Genomic DNA, 19592 nt, shown 5'->3' with positions numbered 1-19592 from the left:
CCGGCCGCCGTCGACCCCGAGGTCGACCGGTCGACGAGGCCTCCGTGCCCGGCCGACCCGGGGTCCGCGCCGCGTGCGTGCCGGGCAGGGAGCGGTTGTGGGTGGCAGCGCCCACAATGGCGGGGTGACGACCCCCGACCCTCTCGCCGGTTTCAGCGCTCCGACCCGCGCCTGGTTCGAGGGCGCGTTCGAGCGTCCGACAGCCGCGCAGGCCGGCGCGTGGGAGGCGATCGGGAGCGACCGGCACGCGCTCGTCGTGGCCCCGACGGGATCGGGCAAGACCCTCGCGGCCTTCCTGTGGTCGCTCGACAGGCTGCTCTCCCCTCCCGCGGACGAGGCGCCTGCGGACCCCGTGCACCGCTGCAAGATCCTCTACGTCTCGCCCCTCAAGGCGCTGGCCGCGGACGTCGAGCGCAACCTGCGCTCGCCGCTCGCAGGCATCCGGCAGGCCGCCGTGCGGCTCGGCACCACGGTCCCGGACGTCGTGGTCGGCACCCGCACGGGCGACACGCCGGCGAGCGAGCGGCGCCGCTTCGGGGTCGCTCCCCCGGACATCCTCATCACGACGCCCGAGTCGCTGTTCCTGGTCCTGACGTCCCAGGCGCGCGCGGGCCTGGCGGGCGTGCAGACCGTCATCGTCGACGAGATCCACGCCGTGGCCGGGACCAAGCGCGGGGCGCACCTGGCGGTCTCGCTCGAACGCCTCGACGCCCTGCTCCCCGTGCCCGCGCAGCGCGTGGGCCTGTCCGCGACGGTCCGGCCGGTCGAGGCCGTCGCGACGTTCCTCGCGGGCCACCGCCGCCCGGAGGACCAGGGGCGGGAGGTCGTCGTCGTGCAGCCGCCCTCGGAGAAGAGGATCGAGGTCGACATCGTCGTGCCCGTCCCGGACCTGGCCGACCTGCGCAGCGCCCCGGCTCCGGGCAGGGCAGCGGGCCCCGAGGACCTCGCGCCCCTGCCCGACGGCGAGCCCGACCTCTCGGGTCCGGCCACGGCCCGTCCGCCGCGCCCGTCGGTGTGGCCGCACGTCGAGGAGCGCGTGGTCGACCTCGTGGCCGAGCATCGCTCGACCCTCGTCTTCACCAACTCCCGGCGCGGGGCCGAGCGCCTCACGGCCCGCATGAACGAGGTCTGGGCCGAGCGCCAGGGCGAGGACGTGCCCGACGTCGGGACGCTCCAGCCCGCGCAGGTCCTGGCCCAGTCGGGCGCGAGCGCGGGCACGGACCCCGTGATCGCCCGGGCCCACCACGGCTCCATGAGCCGCGCCGAGCGCACCCGCACCGAGACCGAGCTCAAGGACGGGCGACTGCCCGCGGTGGTCGCGACGTCGTCCCTCGAGCTGGGCATCGACATGGGTGCGGTGGACCTCGTGGTCCAGGTCGGCGCCCCGCCGTCGGTCGCGAGCGGGCTCCAGCGCATCGGGCGAGCGGGGCACCAGGTGGGCGCGGTGTCGCACGGCGTGGTGTTCCCGACCTTCCGGGGCGACCTGGTGCCCTCGGCCGTCATCGCGGACCGCATGCGGACCGGGCAGATCGAGCACCTGCACGTGCTGTCCAACCCGCTCGACGTGCTCGCGCAGCAGGTCGTCGCGATGGTCGCGCTCGACGACTGGACCGTCGCGGACCTCGCGGCGCTCGTGCGGCGCAGCGCACCGTACGGTGCGCTGGGCGACGCGACGCTGCACGCCGTGCTGGACATGCTCGCGGGCCGCTACCCGAGCGAGGACTTCGGCGAGCTGCGCGCACGGATCGTGTGGGACCGGACGTCGGGCGTCCTCAGCGGACGGCCTGGGGCCTTGCGACTGGCGGTCACGAGCGGCGGGACGATCCCGGACCGGGGCCTGTACGGGGTCTTCCTCGCGACGGACCCGTCCACGACCGCGGGGCCCGAGGACGCGGCCGGCGTGGTCGGCGACCCGCCCGGGGGCGCCGCGACGGGCTCCCGGGCGCGGGGTGGGCGGCGCGTGGGCGAGCTCGACGAGGAGATGGTCTACGAGTCGCGCGTGGGCGACACGTTCACGCTCGGGTCGAGCACGTGGCGCATCGAGGACATCACCCCGGACCGTGTGCTCGTGACCCCCGCCCCGGGCGCCCCCGGACGCCTGCCCTTCTGGAAGGGCGACTCACCCGGCCGCCCGGCCGAGCTCGGCCGGGCGGTCGGTGCCTGGGTGCGCGAGCTCGAGACGTTGGCCGCGACCGACGGGCCCCTCGCGGAGCGCCTGCGCGACGCAGGACTCGACGCCTGGGCCACCGACAACCTCATGGCCTACCTCGCCGGCCAGCGCGAGGCCACGGGGCGCGTGCCCGACGACCGGACGGTCGTCGTCGAGCGCTTCCGCGACGAGCTGGGCGACTGGCGCGTCGTCATCCACTCGCCCTACGGCGCCAAGGTCCATGCGCCGTGGGCGCTGGTCCTGGGCGCGCGGCTGCGCGACCGCTACGGCCTGGACGCCGCTGCGATGCACTCCGACGACGGGATCGTGCTCCGGCTGCCGGACGTGGGCGACGGCGGCTGGGGCGACGACCCCGGCGACGCTGCCGGGCCGGGTGGCGCCGGGTCGCCCGTCGTCACGGCGGAGGACCTGCTGCTCGCCCCGGAGGAGGTCCTCGACGAGGTCCGCGCGGAGCTCGGGGGGTCGATCATGTTCGCGGCGCGCTTCCGCGAGGCCGCGGCACGAGCTCTGCTGCTCCCCCGGCGTCGCCCCGACAAGCGTCAGCCGCTGTGGCAGCAGCGGCAGCGCTCGGCGCAGCTGCTCTCGGTCGCGAGCGAGTACCCCGAGTTCCCGATCGTCCTGGAAGCCGCGCGCGAGTGCCTCCAGGACGACTTCGACGTCGCCGCGCTGACCGACCTCATGCGGGACCTGGCCGCGGGCCGGGTCCGGCTGGTCGACGTCACGACCCCCACCCCGTCCCCCTTCGCGCAGTCCCTGCTGTTCGGGTACACGGCCCAGTTCCTGTACGACGGCGACGCTCCCCTCGCCGAGCGCCGCGCGGCCGCGCTGTCCCTCGACCCGACCCTGCTCGCCGAGCTGCTCGGCACCGAGGGCGGGGCTTCGCAGCTCGCGGACCTGCTGGACCCGGAGTCGGTCGAGCGGACCGAGGCCGAGCTCGGCGCCCTGGTGCCGAGCCGCCAGGCGCGGCACGCGGAGGACGTCTGGGACCTGCTGCGCCGCCTGGGTCCGCTGCCCGCCGCAGAGGTGGGCCGCCGCACGCGCGAGGAGGTGCGCGAGGAGGTGCCCGGATGGCTCGCGGCCCTGGAAAGGGCGCGCAGGGTGATCGGGGTGCGTCTGGCCGGCGTGCCCGACGACGCCGCGCAGCAGTGGGCCGTGGTCGAGGATGCCGGGCGGCTCCGGGACGCGCTGGGCGTCGCCCTGCCCACGGGGATCCCCGAGGTGTTCACCGAGCCCGTCCCCGACCCGCTGGGCGACCTGGTGCGACGCCACGCCCGCACGCACGGCCCGTTCTCGGCGCACGAGGTCGCAGCCCGGTTCGGGATCGGGGTGGCCGTGGCCACCGGGGTGCTGCGCCGCCTCGAGGCCGCGCGCGTGCTCGTGTGCGGTCGGCTGCGCCCCGAGTCGCTGGGCGGCACGGGAGAGGAGTGGTGCGACGCCGAGGTGCTGCGGACCCTGCGGCGTCGGTCGCTCGCAGCGCTGCGGGCCGAGGTCGAGCCCGTCGCTCCCGAGGCGCTGGGCGTCTTCCTGCCGCGCTGGCACGGGATCGGCACGTTGCGGGGCACCGACGGGCTGCTGCGTGTCGTCGAGCAGCTCTCCGGGGCGGCGGTCCCCGCCTCGGCCCTCGAGACGCTCGTCCTGCCCTCGCGCGTCACGGACTACTCGCCCGCGCTGCTCGACGAGCTGACCACCACGGGCGAGGTCCTGTGGTGCGGGCACTCGTCGCTGCCCGGCGGCAAGGACGGGCTCGTGAGCCTGCACCTCGCGGACGCCGCGCCCCTCACCCTCCCCGACGCGTCACCGCTCGAGGAGGACGGCCCGCTCGACAGCGACCTGCACCGGGCCGTCGTCGACCTGCTGACCGGCTCGGGAGGGTTCTTCCTGCCGCGCATCGCCGAGCTGGCAGGGGCATCTCAGGCGGCGACGCTCGAGGCCCTGTGGGACCTCGTGTGGGCGGGGTGGGTCACCAACGACGGTCTCGGTGCCCTGCGCAGCCGCCTCGGCCCCGGGGGTGGCGCGCACCGCGCACCCCGTGCGCCCGTCCGCGCCCGCCCGTTGGCCAGGGGACGGTTCGCCTCGCTCGGGGCGGGGACGAACGGGGCGGCCCGTGGCGAGAGCGACCTGCGCGGTGGCTCCGGGCGCTGGTCCGCCCTGCCGGCCCGCGAGCCGGACCCCACGCGCCGCACGCACGCCCTGACCCGGGTGCTGCTCGACCGCCACGGCGTCCTGACCCGGGGCGCGGCCCCCTCGGAGGGCGTCACCAACTACTTCCGCGGCGTCTACCGCGTGCTCTCGGAGCTCGAGGCCACGGGCACGGTCCGGCGCGGGTACTTCGTCGAGCACCTCGGCGGGTCGCAGTTCGCGCTGCCGGGTGCGGTCGACCAGCTCCGCACCGACGCACAGGACCGCGAGCACGCCGAGGAGTCGCCCGGGCGCCGCGAGCTCGCCGCGCTGCTGCTCGCTGCGACCGACCCCGCCAACCCGTACGGCGCAGCCCTGCCGTGGCCCGAGCCCCGCGTACCGCACGAACCCGGGGGCGGGCCCCCGATCGGTGTCGGGGTGCCGGGCTCGCCCGGCGCCGCGAGCAGGGCGCCTGCGCTGACCACCGCCGCGCCGGCGAGCGCGACGACCGCGACGACCGTCCTGTCCGCCCCCGCCGCGGGCACGGCCCGAGCCGCCCCGCGGGCGACGCACCGCCCGGGACGCAAGGTGGGCTCCGTCGTCGTGCTCGTGGGCGGGGACCTGGTGCTGTACGTCGAGCGCGGCGGACGGTCGCTCATCTCGTTCGGCGACGACTCGGAGTCCTCGGCCCGTCGGCTCACGCTGGCGTGCGCCGAGCTCGCCCGCGCCTCGCGGGCCGGGTTGCTCGGGAAGATGGTGATCGGGCGGATCGACGGGATCGACGCCCTGGCGGGAGCGGGCAGCACCGCGTCGCGAGCGTTCGGGGTCACCGCCGCGCTCCTGGAGGCCGGGTTCCGGCCCACGCCGCGGGGGCTGCGCGCATGAGGTCCGTGGCTGGCGCGCGCCCGCGCGGGACGGAAGGTCTCCGTGCCTGAGGGCGACGTCGTCCGGGTCACGGCTCAGCGCCTCGACGCGGCGCTGAGCGGGCGGGTGCTGGACCGCGCCGAGCTGCGCTGGGCCGAGGCGGGCGGGACCGACCTGACGGGCAGGACGGTGACCGAGGTGCTGGCCTATGCCAAGCACCTCCTCACGCGCCTCGACGACGGCACGACCCTGCACACGCACCTGCGGATGGAAGGGCAGTGGCGCATCGCCCGCACCGGGTCGGCCGCTGCGGCCGCTCGGGGAAGCGACGTGCGGGCCGTCCTCGGGAACGAGATCTGGACGTGCGTGGGCGAGCGCCTCGGGATGCTCGATGTCGTGCGCACGCGCGACGAGCACCTGCTCCTGGGACACCTGGGCCCCGACATCCTCGCGGAGGACTTCCTCACGGCCCCCTCGACGGGCGTGCAGCTCGCACTGGACCGCCTCCGTGCGGCGGCGGCCGAGGGCGGGTTCCCCGCGCAGGTCACGGTGGGCGGCGGCAGGCCGCGGGTCGCCGCTGCCCGGCCGCTGCCGATCGCCGACGCCCTGCTCGACCAGCGGGGGGTCTCGGGCCTCGGCACCATCTACACGGCCGAGGGGCTGTTCGCGCAGGGGATGTGGCCCTGGACCCCGGTGGACGACGTCTCCGACCACGACCTGGAGGCCCTGCTGCGCACGACCCGAGGGCTCATGCTCCGCAGCGTCGCGGAGGGCGTGGGCACCGTGCGGCGCCACGTCCACGGCAGAGCACGACGGGCGTGCCACCGATGTGGCACGCCCGTCGCTGTCGCTCGGGCGAACGAGGCGCCGTTCGAGCGACCGATCTTCTGGTGTCCGACCTGTCAGAAGCCCTGAGGCCCCCCGGTCAGCCGACCGGCTGGAGGTCCTCCCGCATGCGTCGCGCGCTCTCTGCCGCAGCACCGCGGCCCATGAGGCTCGTGGCGAAGTCCGCGGGGATCGTGTCCGGGATCATGAGACCCTCGGCCACGGCGACCCGGTCGCTGACCTCACGGAGCACGATCGACATGGGGATGTCGAGCGCCTCGCAGATCGAGCCCAGGAGCTCGGACGACGCTTCCTTCTGGCCGCGCTCGACCTCGCTGAGGTATCCCAGGGAGACGCGTGCAGCCGAGGACACCTCTCGCAGGGTGCGGCCCTGTCGCTGGCGAGCGTCTCGCAGCACGTCCCCGATCTCTCGTCGAAGAACAATCATCTGGCGGCCCCCTTCCGTGTCCCGTGCGACCGTCGGAGCCTGCCTGGCTCCGGTGGTGGTTCGCTGACCTGTCGTTCCCCGCGCCCCTCGCGTGGGGATCGTCCTACCGTACCCCGCACCCGGGGTTGTCTCATGCGCTGATCTGTTGAATGGCCTCTTGGCGATCACGTGCTGTTCAACGCGCTTCCTCCCAGCGTTGTTCCCGCACCGGCGAGACGTCCACGGCCTTGCCGGGAGTTCACGAACTCTCCACGTACTCACCAGCGCTTGCCCTCGTCCGGACCAGCCCGGGGCAAGTCCGGACGGCCGCAGCACCTCGCAGAGATCACCCGGCGACGACGCGTCGCGCGAGCTCGATCACCTGCGCGACCGCGGCCTCGCGGACCGCGGACCTGTCCCCCGCGAGGTGCAGCTCTCTGGCCTCGGTCCGCTCGGGCGACGACACGGCCACGTAGACGAGCCCGGGGGCCTTGCCGTCCTGCGGGTCCGGTCCGGCCACCCCGGTCGTCGCGACCCCGACGTCCGCACCCAGGAGATGCCGCGCCCCCTGCGCCATCTGCCGAGCGACCTCCGGGTCGACGGCGCCCCGCTCGGCGAGCAGGTCCGCGTCCACCCCCAGGACGCTCCTCTTGAGGTCGGTCGCGTACGCCGTGACGCCGCCCCGCAGCACGGCGGAAGCCCCCGGGACGGCCACCAGGCAGGCCGTGACGAGCCCGCCGGTCAGCGACTCGGCGACCGCGAGCGTCCAGCCCCGCGACGCGAGCGAGTCCAGGAGGTCCGCAGCGTCGGCCGCAGGCGTCAGGTCCACGCTCGCCACGGATACCGGCTCAGTCCTGGCCGGCCGTCTTCGCCGCACGCAGCGCGTCGCGACGCAGGCGCCACCCCTGGTACGCGTACTCGACGCCCGTCACCACCGTGACGACCAGCGCCGCGCTGAGCACGACCCAGCCGACCACCGTGATCCAGCCGGGCATCTGGTCGAGCGGGAGCAGGAAGATCGAGATCGCGACGGACTGCAGGACGGTCTTGAGCTTGCCGCCCCGCGAGGCCGGCATCACGGTGTACTTCAGGACCGCGAACCGCATGAGCGTGATCCCCAGCTCGCGAGCGAGGATGACGATCGTGACCCACCAGGGCAGGTCGCCGAGGGCCGAGAGCAGCACCAGCGCTGCCCCGATCAGCAGCTTGTCGGCGATCGGGTCGAGGAGCTTGCCCAGGTCCGTGACCAGGTCGTACTTCCTGGCCAGGTAACCGTCGACCCGGTCGGTCGCAGCGGCGAGGACGAACAGCGCCGTCGCGACCAGGCGCCAGGTGACCGTGTGCCCGCCGTCGGCGAGCAGCGCCCACGCGAAGAAGGGGACCACGGCGATCCGGGCGAGAGTGACCGCGTTCGCGGAGTTCCAGGGAGACGGGACGGCTGTGACCACACGACAAGCGTAGGCGCTGTGCACCCACCCGTCCGACCAGGACCAGATTCCGACTGATCGGGCGCAACCGGACAGACCTCCCGTCCGGAGGTTCGAGGATGCCGCTCGGCGCTCGCCGGGGCGCTACTCTCGGCGCCGTGAAACGTCACGCGCGCGCCCGCGGAAAGAGCCGCCCCCTCGTCGCGCTCCTCGCCGTGGGGCTCGCGACGGCGGCCGTCGTGGTCGCGGGCGGGCTGGCCCTCGGCGCCGGCGGCGCAGGCCCGGTCGAGGCACTCCCCTCGCCCTTCGTCGTCACGGCCGAGCAGGTCCCGCCGGCACCGCTCGTGGAGCCCGACGCCGTCTTCACGGTCGTCGCCGGGGGTGACGTCCTGCCGCACCTGCCCGTCCACACGTCGGCGCGCGCGGCCGCGGGGTACGACTTCAGCACCGTCCTCGCCGGTACCGACGCCTGGGTCGGTGGCGCCGACCTCGCACTGTGCCACCTCGAGGTCCCCCTGACGCCCCCCGGCGTCCGACCGACCGGCTACCCCCTGTTCGCGGCGGACGCGCACCTCGCGACCGACCTGCGCGAGCAGGGCTGGGACGGGTGCTCCACGGCCTCGAACCACTCCGTGGACCAGGGCGAGAGCGGCGTGGTCACGACGCTGGACGCCCTCGACGCCGCGGGACTCGGGCACGTCGGCACCGCACGCAGCGCCGCGGAGGCCGCCGCTCCAGCCCTGTACACGCTCGAGAGGGCGGGCCGGTCGATCGTCGTGGCGCACCTCGCCGGCACGTACGGGACCAACGGCATGCCTGTCCCTGCCTCGGCCCCGTGGTCCGTCACGCTCCTCGACGAGGACGACCTCGTCGCTCGCGCTCGGGCCGCCCGCGAGGCGGGAGCCGACCTGGTGATCGTGAGCATGCACTCGGGCGTCGAGTACTCGACCCCGCCGACCGACCAGCAGGTCGGGCTCGCGACGTTCCTGGCCGCCTCGGGAGAGGTGGACCTGGTGCTCGGGCACCACGCCCACGTCCCGCAGCCGACCGCGCTGCTGCCCGGTGGCCCCGACGGTCAGGGCATGTGGGTCGCGTACGGGCTCGGCAACTACGTGTCGAACCAGGACGGCGACTGCTGCGACGCGCGGACCGACTCGGGCCTGCTCGTCACCGCGACCATCACCCAGCCCGCGGGAGCCGCGGCCCGCGTGACCGGCTTCGAGTGGACGGCGATCACGGTCGACCGGCTCGGCAGGCACGCGGTGCTGGCGCTGGCCGACGTCGCGAGCGACGGCACGCGCACCTTGAGCCCCGCCAACCTCTCCGCTCGCTACGACCGGGTCCGGGCTGCGGTGGGTGACGCCGCCCCCGAGCGCGTCGCTCCTCCGGTCGCGTCGGGGCCGCCACCGACCGTCACGTCCCGGGCTGCGGGGGGCGTCGTCAGGACGCCGGTGGCAGGGACCTGACCTCGGGTCGCGGTACGCAGCCGCTGGCCCCGGGACGGGCGCGGGCGAGGTCCGCGCTCACGGCTCAGCGCTCGCGCCAGTCCGCCTCGTCGCCGGCGTCGTCGTGGTACTCCTGGGCCACGGGAGGCATGTGCCCGTCCGCGCCGTCGGAGTAGTCCCGGCCGTTCCCCGCCGACTGCTCCCCGCCCCCGGCCTCGCCGTCGAACACCTCGGCACCGGGCTCGCCACGCAGCATCGCGAGCGTCGCGGGCAGGTCCTCGGCCGTGAGCATGACCTCGCGAGCCTTGGAGCCCTCGGAGGGGCCGACGATCTCGCGCGACTCGAGCAGGTCCATGAGACGCCCGGCCTTGGCGAAGCCGACGCGCAGCTTGCGCTGCAGCATCGAGGTCGAGCCGAACTGCGTGGTGATGACGAGCTCGGCGGCCTGCAGGAGCAGGTCGAGGTCGTCGCCGATGTCCTCGTCGACCTGCTTCTTGGTCGCGGCCGATGCCGCGACGTCGGTCCGGTAGGACGGCTTGAGCTGTGACTTGACGTGCTCGACGACCGCATGGACCTCGCTCTCGGCGACCCACGCCCCCTGCACACGCATGGGCTTGGCGGCGCCCATGGGCAGGAAGAGCGCGTCTCCCTGACCGATGAGCTTCTCGGCCCCCGGCTGGTCGAGGACGACGCGCGAGTCCGCGAGCGACGACGTCGCGAACGCGAGTCGCGACGGCACGTTGGCCTTGATGAGTCCGGTCACGACGTCGACCGAAGGGCGCTGGGTCGCGAGCACCAGGTGGATACCCGCGGCGCGCGCGAGCTGCGTGATGCGCTGGATCGAGGCCTCGACGTCTCGCGGGGCGACCATCATGAGGTCCGCGAGCTCGTCGACGACCACGAGCAGGTACGGGTACGTCGCGATCTTGCGCTCCGAACCCGGCAGCGGCTTGACCTTCCCCGCCCGGACCGCGGTGTTGAAGTCGTCGATGTGCTTGTACCCGAACATCGCGAGGTCGTCGTAGCGTGCGTCCATCTCGCGCACGACCCACTCGAGGGCCTCTGCGGCCTTCTTGGGGCTCGTGATGATGGGCGTGATGAGGTGCGGGATGCCCTCGTAGATCGTGAGCTCGACACGCTTGGGGTCCACGAGGACCATGCGCACCTCCTCGGGCGTGGCCCGCATGAGGATCGAGACGATCATCGAGTTGATGAAGCTCGACTTGCCGGCGCCCGTGGCTCCCGCGACGAGGATGTGCGGCATCTTGGCGAGGTTCGCGACGACGTAGCCGCCCTCGACGTCCTTGCCGACGCCCATGACCATCGGGTGCTCGGTGCGCCGCGCCACGGAGGACCGCAGCACGTCACCCAGGACCACGGTCTCGCGGTCCGTGTTGGGGATCTCGATGCCGATCGCGGACTTGCCGGGGATGGGCGAGAGGATGCGCACGTCGGCCGAGGCCACCGCATAGGCGATGTTCTTGGACAGGTTCGTGATGCGCTCGACCTTGACGGCCGGGCCGACCTCGACCTCGTAGCGGGTCACGGTCGGTCCACGCGTGAAGCCCGTGACCTTGGCGTCGATCTCGAACTGCTCGAAGACGCGCGTGAGCGACTCGACCACGCGGTCGTTCGCCGCGGAGCGCACCTTGTGCGGGGCGCCCTTGACCAGGTCGTCCTCGGAGGGCAGCACGTAGACGGTGTCGCCCTCGAGCATGGGCTGGACGCCGCGGGGCACCGGGTTGTTGGGCGGCGGCGGGGGCGCGCTGGGCGAGGGGGCCGTCCGACCGACGGACGGGATGACCTGCGTCGGCAGGTCGGCCGCGTCCTCGTGCGTGTCGGGCGGCGGCGGGGGGCCGACCGGTCCCGCGCGGCGACCGCGGGCGCTCTTGCGAGCAGCCTCCTCCTCGGCCTCGAGCATCGCGGCACGCTCGAAGGCCTCGTCGCCGACGTAGCCGCCGTCGAGCCGCTCGCGCTCGGCCGCCTCGGCCTCGCGCTCGGCCTTGGTCTTGCGGGCTCGTCCGACGCGGCGCTTGCGCGGCGCCTCGTCGGTGCCGTCGTGGCGCGAGACGCCGTCGGCGAGCTGCAGGCCGTCGTCGTCCTGGGGACCGCGGCCGTCCTCGCCCTCGCGGTGGTTGCCCGTGAGGCGGTCGTAGATGCCGCGCAGGCGGCTCGGGATCGCGTGCACGGGCGTCGCGGTGACCACGAGGATCCCGAAGAAGCCCAGCAGCAGGAAGAGGGGCACGGCGAACCACTCGGTGAGCCCCGTGTGGACCGGGGTCGCGAACAGGTACCCGATCACCCCGCCCGCGTCCTGGACGGCCTCGAAGCCGTCCCGCGGGGCCGGCAGGTCCTCGGCGATGTGCACCAGGGAGCAGACCGAGACGACGATGAACGAGAGCCCGATCGTGACGCGCGAGTTCGCCTGGGTGCGCTCGGGGTGCCGCATGATCCGGACCGCGAGCCAGATGAGCAGGACGGGCAGGGCGACCGCGGCGACGCCGAAGACGCCCGCCGAGACCGCATGGACGGCGGTGCCGAACGCGCCCGCGATCCCCCACCACTCGCGCGCCGCGACGATGACGGCGAGTGCCAGGAGGAGGAACGCGACGCCGTCGCGCCGATGTGAGGGGTCCAGCTCTCTTGCTCCCTTGCCGATGCTGCGGGTGACCGCGCCGATCGCGTGCGCGCACCCCAGCCACAGACCGCGCACCGCGCGGACGGGCCACGGTGCAGGCCGAGCGACCGGTCTGCGTGCCGACGAGCCCCGCGGAGCGCGGGACGCGCTCGAAGATCCCCCCGATCTGCCCGTCGTACCACGCGAGGTGGTCTTGCGGGAGGTCGCGGGCCGTTTCGTCGAGGTGGACGTCCGGGTCGCCATAGTACGCACCACCGTACCTGTGCACGCCAGGCCGGACCCGCACCTCGAGGGTGCGTGTCCTGTGACGAATCCGGCATCCGTCCGCCCCGCCCCCGGGGCGCGTTCCCGCGGGAGCGGTCGCGACGGGCGGCGGAACGGGGGCAGGATCGGGACATGAGCACCCCTCCCCCGCTACGAGAGCTGCACGAGATCGCCGCCGGCGTCCACGTCGCGACGGCCGAGATCTGGACGAGCCTCACGACCGTGGTCGTCAGCCCGGACGGGCGAGCCTTGGTCGTGGACCCGGGCATCACGGTCGCCGAGGTCGAGTCCCTCGCGGCCGCGATCGTCCGCCGCGGCTGGCGTGCCACCGCGGGGTTCTCGACCCACCCGCACTGGGACCACGTCCTGTGGTCCCGCTCGCTGGGCGACGTCCCGCGGTGGGCCTGCCCGACGGCGGTGCGTGCCCAGGAGCGGAGCCTCGCCGAGGACCTCGTGAAGGTCGAGCGCGAGGCGCCGGGGCACGACCTCACGCTGTTCGGTCGCCTCACGCCGATTCCCCCGAGCGGGACAGGTGACTCCCCGGAGGCCGGCCCGCGGGACGCGCTGCACCTGCCGTGGCCGGACGGGCGGGGCCGCGCGTCGGCGTCGGGCGCCGCGGCGCTACCCGGCGCGACGCCGGCGGCCGGCGACGGACCGGCCGTGCTCGTGGTCGAGCACCAGGCGCACGCGCCCGGCCACGGTGCGCTCGTCCTGCCGGGCGCCGGGGTGATCGTGGTGGGAGACATGCTCTCGGACGTCGAGGTGCCCCTGCTGGACCTCGAGTCCCCCGACCCCGTGGGCGAGTACCGTGCGGGCCTCGACGCGCTCGAGCACGCGGTCTCCGAGCACGGCGTGCACACCCTCGTCCCCGGCCACGGGCACGTGGCCACGGGCAGCGACGCGATCTGGGAGCGCTTCGGCGCCGACCGGGCCTACCTGGACGCCCTGGAGGCGGCTGCCGCCGGCGACCCGGACGGCCCTGACGGCTCGGACGACCCCCGCGTCACGGGTGAGTGGGTCGTGGGCGAGCACCGCAGGCAGCTCGACCACCTGCGCGGTGCACGCTAGGCGGTACGGGCGGGCGTCAGGCACTCGAGGTCGGCGACCGCGCGCTCCGCGAACGGTGCGCTCGACCCGCGCAGCCCGGGCAGCGCCTGCGTCAGCGACCGACCGAGGTACGTCAGGGCATCGAGGCCCGTGCTGGACCAGACCGCGAGCTCGCCGTCACCGGTCCGTGACGCGGTGTCCCAGAGCAGCGCGTCGCCGTTCTCGCTGAACGCGAAGACGACGAGCCGCCGGGCGATCGACCAGTCCCCGTCGGGCTCGACCATCCACTCGAACCCCTCGGCCTCGCCGTCCTGGTAGACCGCACGGAAGCGGTCGGTGAGGTGCGCGGCGCGGTGCTGCCAGCCGTCGGCGAACCCGACGCGGGCCGGCGGGTACACGAGCCAGAGACCGAACAGGCGGCAGAACCCCGCCCGCAGGACGAGCCGCCGGTACGAGGGCGGGAAGCCCTGCCCGTCGGGGAACCGGAAACCGTCCAGCAGATCCGTCGCGACGGCACGGGTGGCGGGCGTCCCGGTGAGCGTGAGCGCGTCGGTCACGTGGACCGTCAGTCGTCGAGGCCGAGCGCGACGGACCGCGCGAGGGCGGCGTCCAGGGCGGCGTCGTCGGCGATGATCCGCGACAGGTGCCGGGCCGCGACCAGGAGCGCGTCGAGATCCGTGCCGTAGACGCTCAGCATCCCGCCCTCGGGGTCGAACCCGACGGCGTCGTGGGTCACGAGCAGGACCGGGGCGAGGTCGGCGAAGTCTGCTGAGGTTGCCATGCCCGCGATGCTAGCGACCCGCGACCGGCTCGCCCACCGAGGACCTCCTGAACCTGGGCATCGCCTACCGGACCAGCGCGCTGGCAGACCCCCACTTCTACCGCGTGATGTTCGAGGGCCCCGCAACCGCCGGCAGCGCGATCCCGGCCGTCGCCGAGCCGACGTTCGACGTCCTGCGGCAGGCGGTGGCGCGGGTGCTCGAGGCCGCCTCACGAGAGGGCAGCAGCACCCCGCTGCCCCGGCGTGCGCTGCAGGCTGCCGCCGAGGAGGCCTCGTTGGTCCTGTGGGGCCTCGTCCACGGACTCGTGAGCCTCGAGCTCGGTGGGCTGCTGCCCGGCGGTCCCGAGACTTCGGCGAGACGCTACGAGCAGGCGATCCTCGCCGTCGGGCCCCCGCTGCTGCGGGCGGCTCCCTCTCTCGCCGGTCCCTGACGCCGAAGGGCCCATCCTCCCGCAGAGCGGGAGGTAGGGCCCTTCGGACGATCCGTCGGCTACGCCTCGACGACGACCGGGACGATCATCGGGCGGCGACGCAGACGGTTGGAGACCCAGCGCCCGACCACGCGGCGCATGACCTGCTGGAGCTGGTGCACGTCCGTGGCACCTCCCGCGATCGAGTCCTCGAGAGCCTGGACGACCTGCGGGCGGACGTCCTCGAACACGGCGTCGTCCTCTGCGAAACCGCGCGCGAGGATGTGCGGGCCGGCGATGACCTTGCCCGTCGCGGAGTCGACCACGGCGAACAGCGAGATGAAGCCCTCCTCGCCGAGGATCTGACGGTCCTTGAGCTCGGCGTCCGTGAGCTCTCCGACGCTCGAGCCGTCCACGTACACGTAGCCGCACGGCACCGCACCCACGACCGAGGCCTTGCCGTCGACGAGGTCCACGACCACGCCGTCCTCGGCGAGGACGACACGGTCCGCGGGCACGCCCGTCTTGACCGCGAGCGCACCGTTCGCGACGAGGTGACGGACCTCGCCGTGCACCGGCATGACGTTCTTGGGCCGCAGGATGTTGTAGCAGTAGATGAGCTCGCCCGCGCTCGCGTGGCCCGATACGTGCACCTTGGCGTTGCCGCCGTGCACGACGCGCGCGCCGAGGCGCGTGAGGCCGTTGATGATGCGGAAGACCGCGTTCTCGTTGCCCGGGATGAGCGACGACGCGAGGATCACGGTGTCGCCGTGGCTGACGGAGACCTTGTGGTCGCCGTTGGCCATGCGCGACAGGGCGGCCATGGGCTCGCCCTGCGAGCCCGTGCACATGAGCACGATCTCGTCGTCGCGCAGCGAGTCGACCTTCTTGAGGTCGATGAGGACGCCGTCGGGCACCTTGAGGTAGCCGAGCTCGGCCGCGATGCCCATGTTCCGGACCATCGAGCGCCCGACGAGCGCGACGCGGCGCCCGTGGTTGTGCGCGGCGTTGAGGACCTGCTGGACGCGGTGCACGTGCGAGGAGAAGGACGCGACGATGATCCGCCTGTCCGAGGCTCCGAAGACGGAGTCCAGGACGGGGCCGATCTCGACCTCGGGGGTCACGAAGCCCGGGACCTCGGCGTTGGTCGAGTCGACCATGAACAGGTCGACGCCCTTCTCGCCCAGGCGCGCGAAGGCGCGCAGGTCCGTGACGCGGCCGTCGAGCGGCAGCTGGTCCATCTTGAAGTCGCCCGTGTGCAGGACCGTGCCGGCCCCCGTGGTGACCGCGACCGCGAGCGCGTCGGGGATGGAGTGGTTGACCGCGACGAACTCACAGCTGAAGGGGCCGAAGGCGACCGTCTCGTCCTCCTTGACCACGCGGGTCACGGGGGCGATGCGGTGCTCCTTGAGCTTGGCCGAGATGAACGCGAGCGTGAGCTGCGAGCCCACCAGGGGGATGTCGCGGCGCAGGCGCAGCAGGTACGGCACGGCACCGATGTGGTCCTCGTGCCCGTGCGTCAGGATGATCGCCTCGATGTCGTCGAGACGGTCCTTGATGTAGTCGAAGTCCGGCAGGATCAGGTCCACGCCGGGCTGGTTGTCCTCGGGGAAGAGGACGCCGCAGTCGATGACGAGCAGACGCCCGTCGTACTCGAGGACGGCCATGTTGCGTCCGACCTCGCCGAGCCCGCCGAGGGCGACGATGCGCAGGGCACCTGCCTGGAGCGCGGGGGGAAGGGACAGTTCGGGGTGAGGGTGGCTCACGGGGCCTCCTGGCCTGTAGTTCAGCTGTTCTGCATGTTCAGCGTGGCCGCGGGGGTCGCCGGGTCCAGCAGGCCGGAGGCCTCCAGACCGGCGCGGACGACGGCGACCTCGTCGTCCGTGGCTGCGACGTACGGCAGCCTGAGGTATCGGTTCTCGGTGACTCCGAGGAGCTGGAGCGCGGCCTTGGCCATGACGGCCTGGAAGCCCGCTCCGTTGATGGCGTCGATCGTGGGGATCGCGGTGCGGAAGGCTGCGAGCGCGCCCGCGTGGTCACCGGCGTCGAACGCCGCGACGACCTGGGCGAAGCGCGAGCCGACCGCGTGGGCGGACACGGAGACGATGCCGACCGCGCCGTGCGCGAGGAACGACAGCAGCATGCTGTCGTCGCCGCTGTACCAGGCGAGCCCGGTCGACTCGATGAGCCTGGCAGCGGTGTAGACGTCGCCCGAGGCGTCCTTGTTCGCCACGATCCGCTCGTGCGCGGCGAGGCGCTCGATCGTCGAGGGGGCGATGCGGACGCCCGCACGGCCGGGCACGTCGTAGACCATGACGGGCAGCGGCGTGGCGTCGGCGACCGCCGTGATGTGGCGGTACAGCCCCTCCTGGGAGGGACGCGAGTAGTAGGGGCTCACGACGAGGAGCCCGTGGGCGCCCGCCTCCGCGGCCTGCTCGGCCATGCGGACGGCGTGCTGGGTGTCGTTCGAGCCGGCGCCCGCGATCACGTGCGCGCGGTCCCCGACGGCGTCGACCACCGCGCGGACCAGCTCCGCCTTCTCCGGTGCGTGCGTCGTGGGCGACTCCCCCGTGGTCCCGCTCAGGACGATCCCGTCGTTCCCGTTGTCCACGAGGTGCTTCGCGACCTTGACCGCCGCGTCGAGGTCGATCTCGCCGGCGAGGGTCATCGGGGTGACCATCGCGGTCAGGACAGCGCCGAACGGTCGGGCCTGCGTGGGGGGAAGTGCCATGTGCACAAACTACCGCGCGCGCGACCGAAACGGCGTGTCGGTCCACCGGTCGTGCTGGTCACGGACGGAAGGTGCCGGATCGGCGACCGGGTCCTCGGCGACATCGCTTCTCGCCACGAGGAGCTGTCTCATCCCCACCAGGTACGGCATCCCTTCTCGTTCAGCACGCATCGCGAGGTCCCGGAACAGGATGTTCTCGTCGGCCTCGCTCGGACGAGAGAGGAGTTCGACATCGCGCACCTGCCGTCCGTGGTGGAGGAGCACGTCGTCGAACGCCACGGGCCCACCCTCGGCATCGGACCGCCCTTCCGCCCAGACCAGGTCGACCTCGATCGCCGCCAGCATCGCACCGACGGCGGATTCACGATCTCCGGAGACGACCGAGCCGAGCGCCAGCACCGCCGCCGAGACCGACTCGACGACCAGCCCTTCCACCAGGCCGAAGTCATCGGCACGGTGGATCGACTCGAGATCCCTCTGCGCCAGGTCGACCGCGTCGTCGACCGTGCGCAGGAGGCCTTCCCTCGAGGCGCCGGGCCTCGCGCGAAGCACACGCCATGCCTGGACCATCGCATCGTGAGCGAGCCCGTGCCCCGTGGCGGCGAACGGGCCTTCTGAGTACGCCTGATAGACCGGAAGGGTCCGGTGAGCGGCCGCCAGGGCGAGCGCGTTCGTCCTCCCCAGGGGAAGCCGTTCACCAGCGCCTCGGAGAACGTCGATCTGTTCCGTTGTCAGCACCGGGCTCCACTCCCTAGAACGCACGTCCCCGGCTGGCGCACGACCTGCCGAGGTGAGCAGGACGATAGGGTCGGGCGAGCTCTGAGGACAAGTCCTGGCGATGCCCCCACGCGATACGGCTCCGGGAACCCGTACGTCGGTCCGGCCACTGCACTCCGCTTGCGCGGCACCTCCTGCGTCATCTCGATGCAATCCGCTGCCCGGCGCGTGATACTCGAAGCATGTCGCCCGCCACCCCTGCCCTGTCCCCCGCCCTGGTCTCGCACCTGCCGACCGGGCTGCTGATCGGTGGCCAGTGGGGCCCCGCCGAGGGCGGCCGCACGTTCGAGGTCGCCGACCCGGCCTCCGAGGAGGTCCTGTTCGACGTCTCGGACGCGAGCCCCGCAGACGGGCTCCGCGCCCTGGCGGCCGCGCACGACGCGGCCCCGGCCTGGCGTGCTGTCGCCCCGCGCGAGCGCTCCGAGCTGCTGCGCGCGGTCTTCGCGACGCTGACCGCCCGCGCCGACGACATCGCCGCGCTCATCACGGCCGAGTGCGGCAAGCCGCTCGCCGAGGCGCGTGCCGAGGTCGTGTACGGCGCCGAGTTCCTGCGCTGGTACGCCGAGCAGGCGGTACGCACGGACGGCCTGGTCCGCACGGCCCCGGGCGGGGCCAACCGGCAGCTCGTCTCGCGCCGCCCGGTGGGTCCTGCGCTGCTCATCACGCCGTGGAACTTCCCGATCGCGATGGCCACGCGCAAGATCGGCCCGGCGCTCGCGGCGGGCTGCACGGTCGTGATCAAGCCCGCGCACCTGACGCCGCTCACGACCTCACTGGTCGCCGAGATCATCCGCGGACACCTGGAGGACCGCGGCCTGCCGACGGGCGTGGTCAACGTCGTGCCGACGTCGTCGGCGGCCGACGTGACCACTCCCCTGCTCGCGGACCCGCGCCTGCGCAAGCTCTCCTTCACGGGGTCCACGGGCGTGGGTCGCACTCTCCTCAAAGGGGCTGCGGACCAGGTCCTGCGGACCTCGATGGAGCTCGGAGGCAACGCGCCGTTCCTCGTCTTCGCGGACGCCGACCTCGACGCCGCGGTCGAGGGCGCGGTCGTCGCCAAGCTCCGCAACACGGGTCAGAGCTGCGTCGCGGCCAACCGCTTCCTGGTGCACGACGCCGTCGCCCGCGACTTCGGCCAGCGTCTCGCCCGGGCGTTCGGGGAGCTGCGCGTCGGGCCGGGCAGCGAGGAGGGCGTGCAGGTGGGCCCGCTCATCGAGGCCAAGGCCGTCGACAAGGTCGACGAGCTCGTCTCGGTCGCGTCCGACGAGGGCGCGCAGGTCCTCACGGGCGGTGACCGACCGCGCTCGACCGGGTACTTCTACTCCCCCACGGTCCTGACCGGTGTCGACGCCGGCTCGCGCGTGGTGACGGAGGAGATCTTCGGCCCGGTCGCTCCCATCGTCGCGTTCGCCGACGACGACGAGGGCATCGCCCTGGCCAACGACACCGAGTACGGCCTCGCGGCCTACGCCTACACGCGGGACCTCGCGCGCGCGGTGCGCGTGGGTGAAGAGGTCGACGCCGGGATGATCGGGATCAACCGCGGCCTGGTCTCGGACGCGAGCGCACCCTTCGGCGGCATGAAGCAGTCCGGGCTCGGGCGCGAGGGCGGCGAGGCGGGGCTCGAGGAGTACCTCGAGACCGTGTACGTCGCGCTCTGACCCCACC

At 73.7% G+C, this 19592-nt stretch carries 15 protein-coding genes; 6 read left to right on the top strand and 9 right to left on the bottom strand.

Annotation, left to right across the window (positions count from 1 at the left end; genetic code table 11):
• The first annotated feature begins 124 nt into the window (after positions 1-124).
• A complete protein-coding gene (locus H9640_RS10370) occupies positions 125-5173 on the top strand; it encodes an Lhr family helicase (RefSeq protein WP_318243729.1) in 5049 nt (1682 codons plus the stop codon).
• A 42-nt stretch (positions 5174-5215) separates the two neighbouring features.
• Positions 5216-6067 carry a DNA-formamidopyrimidine glycosylase family protein gene (locus H9640_RS10365; protein WP_191790630.1) on the top strand — a complete coding sequence of 284 codons (852 nt, stop codon included), beginning with the start codon at positions 5216-5218 and terminating at the stop codon, positions 6065-6067.
• A gap of 10 nt (positions 6068-6077) precedes the next feature.
• Here the strand turns inward: H9640_RS10365 and H9640_RS10360 are convergent, their stop codons facing one another.
• The 3 genes from H9640_RS10360 to pgsA form a co-directional block, all read right to left on the bottom strand.
• Positions 6078-6425 carry a helix-turn-helix domain-containing protein gene (locus H9640_RS10360; RefSeq protein ID WP_191790629.1) on the bottom strand — a complete coding sequence of 116 codons (348 nt, stop codon included), beginning with the start codon at positions 6423-6425 and terminating at the stop codon, positions 6078-6080.
• 325 nt (positions 6426-6750) lie between these two features.
• A complete protein-coding gene (locus H9640_RS10355; RefSeq protein ID WP_400275090.1) occupies positions 6751-7242 on the bottom strand; it encodes a CinA family protein in 492 nt (163 codons plus the stop codon).
• Between the two features lie 10 nt (positions 7243-7252).
• On the bottom strand, positions 7253-7852 hold the full coding sequence (gene pgsA / locus H9640_RS10350) for a CDP-diacylglycerol--glycerol-3-phosphate 3-phosphatidyltransferase (protein ID WP_191790628.1): 600 nt from the start codon (positions 7850-7852) through the stop codon (positions 7253-7255).
• A 137-nt stretch (positions 7853-7989) separates the two neighbouring features.
• Here pgsA and H9640_RS10345 point away from each other — a divergent pair, with 137 nt between their 5' ends.
• Positions 7990-9297 carry a CapA family protein gene (locus tag H9640_RS10345; protein WP_318243728.1) on the top strand — a complete coding sequence of 436 codons (1308 nt, stop codon included), beginning with the start codon at positions 7990-7992 and terminating at the stop codon, positions 9295-9297.
• A 64-nt stretch (positions 9298-9361) separates the two neighbouring features.
• Here the strand turns inward: H9640_RS10345 and H9640_RS10340 are convergent, their stop codons facing one another.
• Positions 9362-12157, bottom strand: coding sequence for an FtsK/SpoIIIE family DNA translocase (locus tag H9640_RS10340; protein ID WP_191790626.1), 2796 nt, complete (start codon positions 12155-12157; stop codon positions 9362-9364).
• Positions 12158-12310: 153 nt separating this feature from the next.
• Here H9640_RS10340 and H9640_RS10335 point away from each other — a divergent pair, with 153 nt between their 5' ends.
• Positions 12311-13246, top strand: a complete 936-nt coding sequence (locus H9640_RS10335) for an MBL fold metallo-hydrolase (RefSeq protein WP_191790625.1) — start codon at positions 12311-12313, stop codon at positions 13244-13246.
• Here the strand turns inward: H9640_RS10335 and H9640_RS10330 are convergent.
• Together H9640_RS10330 and H9640_RS10325 are read right to left on the bottom strand one after the other, a co-directional pair.
• Positions 13243-13782 (bottom strand): hypothetical protein, encoded by a 540-nt coding sequence (locus tag H9640_RS10330; RefSeq protein ID WP_191790624.1) that lies wholly within the window; start codon positions 13780-13782, stop codon positions 13243-13245. The genes H9640_RS10335 and H9640_RS10330 overlap by 4 nt on opposite strands.
• An 8-nt stretch (positions 13783-13790) precedes the next feature.
• Positions 13791-14006, bottom strand: coding sequence for a hypothetical protein (locus tag H9640_RS10325; RefSeq protein WP_191790623.1), 216 nt, complete (start codon positions 14004-14006; stop codon positions 13791-13793).
• Between the two features lie 47 nt (positions 14007-14053).
• On the opposite strand from H9640_RS10325, the gene H9640_RS10320 reads away from it, so the two are divergent.
• Positions 14054-14437, top strand: a complete 384-nt coding sequence (locus H9640_RS10320) for a TetR-like C-terminal domain-containing protein (protein ID WP_191790727.1) — start codon at positions 14054-14056, stop codon at positions 14435-14437.
• Positions 14438-14496: 59 nt separating this feature from the next.
• On the opposite strand, the gene H9640_RS10315 is transcribed toward H9640_RS10320, so the two are convergent.
• The 3 genes from H9640_RS10315 to H9640_RS10305 are packed head-to-tail and all read right to left on the bottom strand — an operon-like array spanning position 14497 to position 17885.
• Positions 14497-16182: a ribonuclease J gene (locus H9640_RS10315; protein WP_191790622.1), complete on the bottom strand. Its 1686-nt coding sequence runs from the start codon at positions 16180-16182 to the stop codon at positions 14497-14499.
• A 20-nt stretch (positions 16183-16202) separates the two neighbouring features.
• Positions 16203-17147 (bottom strand): 4-hydroxy-tetrahydrodipicolinate synthase, encoded by a 945-nt coding sequence (gene dapA, locus H9640_RS10310; RefSeq protein WP_191790621.1) that lies wholly within the window; start codon positions 17145-17147, stop codon positions 16203-16205.
• A gap of 9 nt (positions 17148-17156) precedes the next feature.
• A complete protein-coding gene (locus tag H9640_RS10305) occupies positions 17157-17885 on the bottom strand; it encodes a hypothetical protein (RefSeq protein WP_191790620.1) in 729 nt (242 codons plus the stop codon).
• 221 nt (positions 17886-18106) lie between these two features.
• On the opposite strand from H9640_RS10305, the gene H9640_RS10300 reads away from it, so the two are divergent.
• Positions 18107-19585, top strand: coding sequence for an NAD-dependent succinate-semialdehyde dehydrogenase (locus tag H9640_RS10300; protein ID WP_191790619.1), 1479 nt, complete (start codon positions 18107-18109; stop codon positions 19583-19585).
• Positions 19586-19592 lie beyond the last annotated feature (7 nt).

This window comes from Oerskovia gallyi (assembly GCF_014836745.1).
GTDB classification, from domain to species: Bacteria; Actinomycetota; Actinomycetes; order Actinomycetales; family Cellulomonadaceae; genus Oerskovia; species Oerskovia paurometabola.
Note: the sequence above shows the minus strand (reverse complement) of the source record. Positions and strands in the feature narration are given on the sequence as shown.

Bases quoted from the DNA above. Each gene is read 5' to 3' on its own strand.
- H9640_RS10335 (WP_191790625.1), top strand. From the start codon at position 12,311: ATGAGCACCCCTCCCCCGCTACGAGAGCTGCACGAGATCGCCGCCGGC.
- H9640_RS10325 (WP_191790623.1), bottom strand. From the start codon at position 14,006: ATGGCAACCTCAGCAGACTTCGCCGACCTCGCCCCGGTCCTGCTCGTG.
- dapA (WP_191790621.1), bottom strand. From the start codon at position 17,147: ATGGCACTTCCCCCCACGCAGGCCCGACCGTTCGGCGCTGTCCTGACC.
- H9640_RS10300 (WP_191790619.1), top strand. From the start codon at position 18,107: ATGTCGCCCGCCACCCCTGCCCTGTCCCCCGCCCTGGTCTCGCACCTG.
- H9640_RS10340 (WP_191790626.1), bottom strand. From the start codon at position 12,157: ATGGCGACCCGGACGTCCACCTCGACGAAACGGCCCGCGACCTCCCGC.
- H9640_RS10360 (WP_191790629.1), bottom strand. From the start codon at position 6,425: ATGATTGTTCTTCGACGAGAGATCGGGGACGTGCTGCGAGACGCTCGC.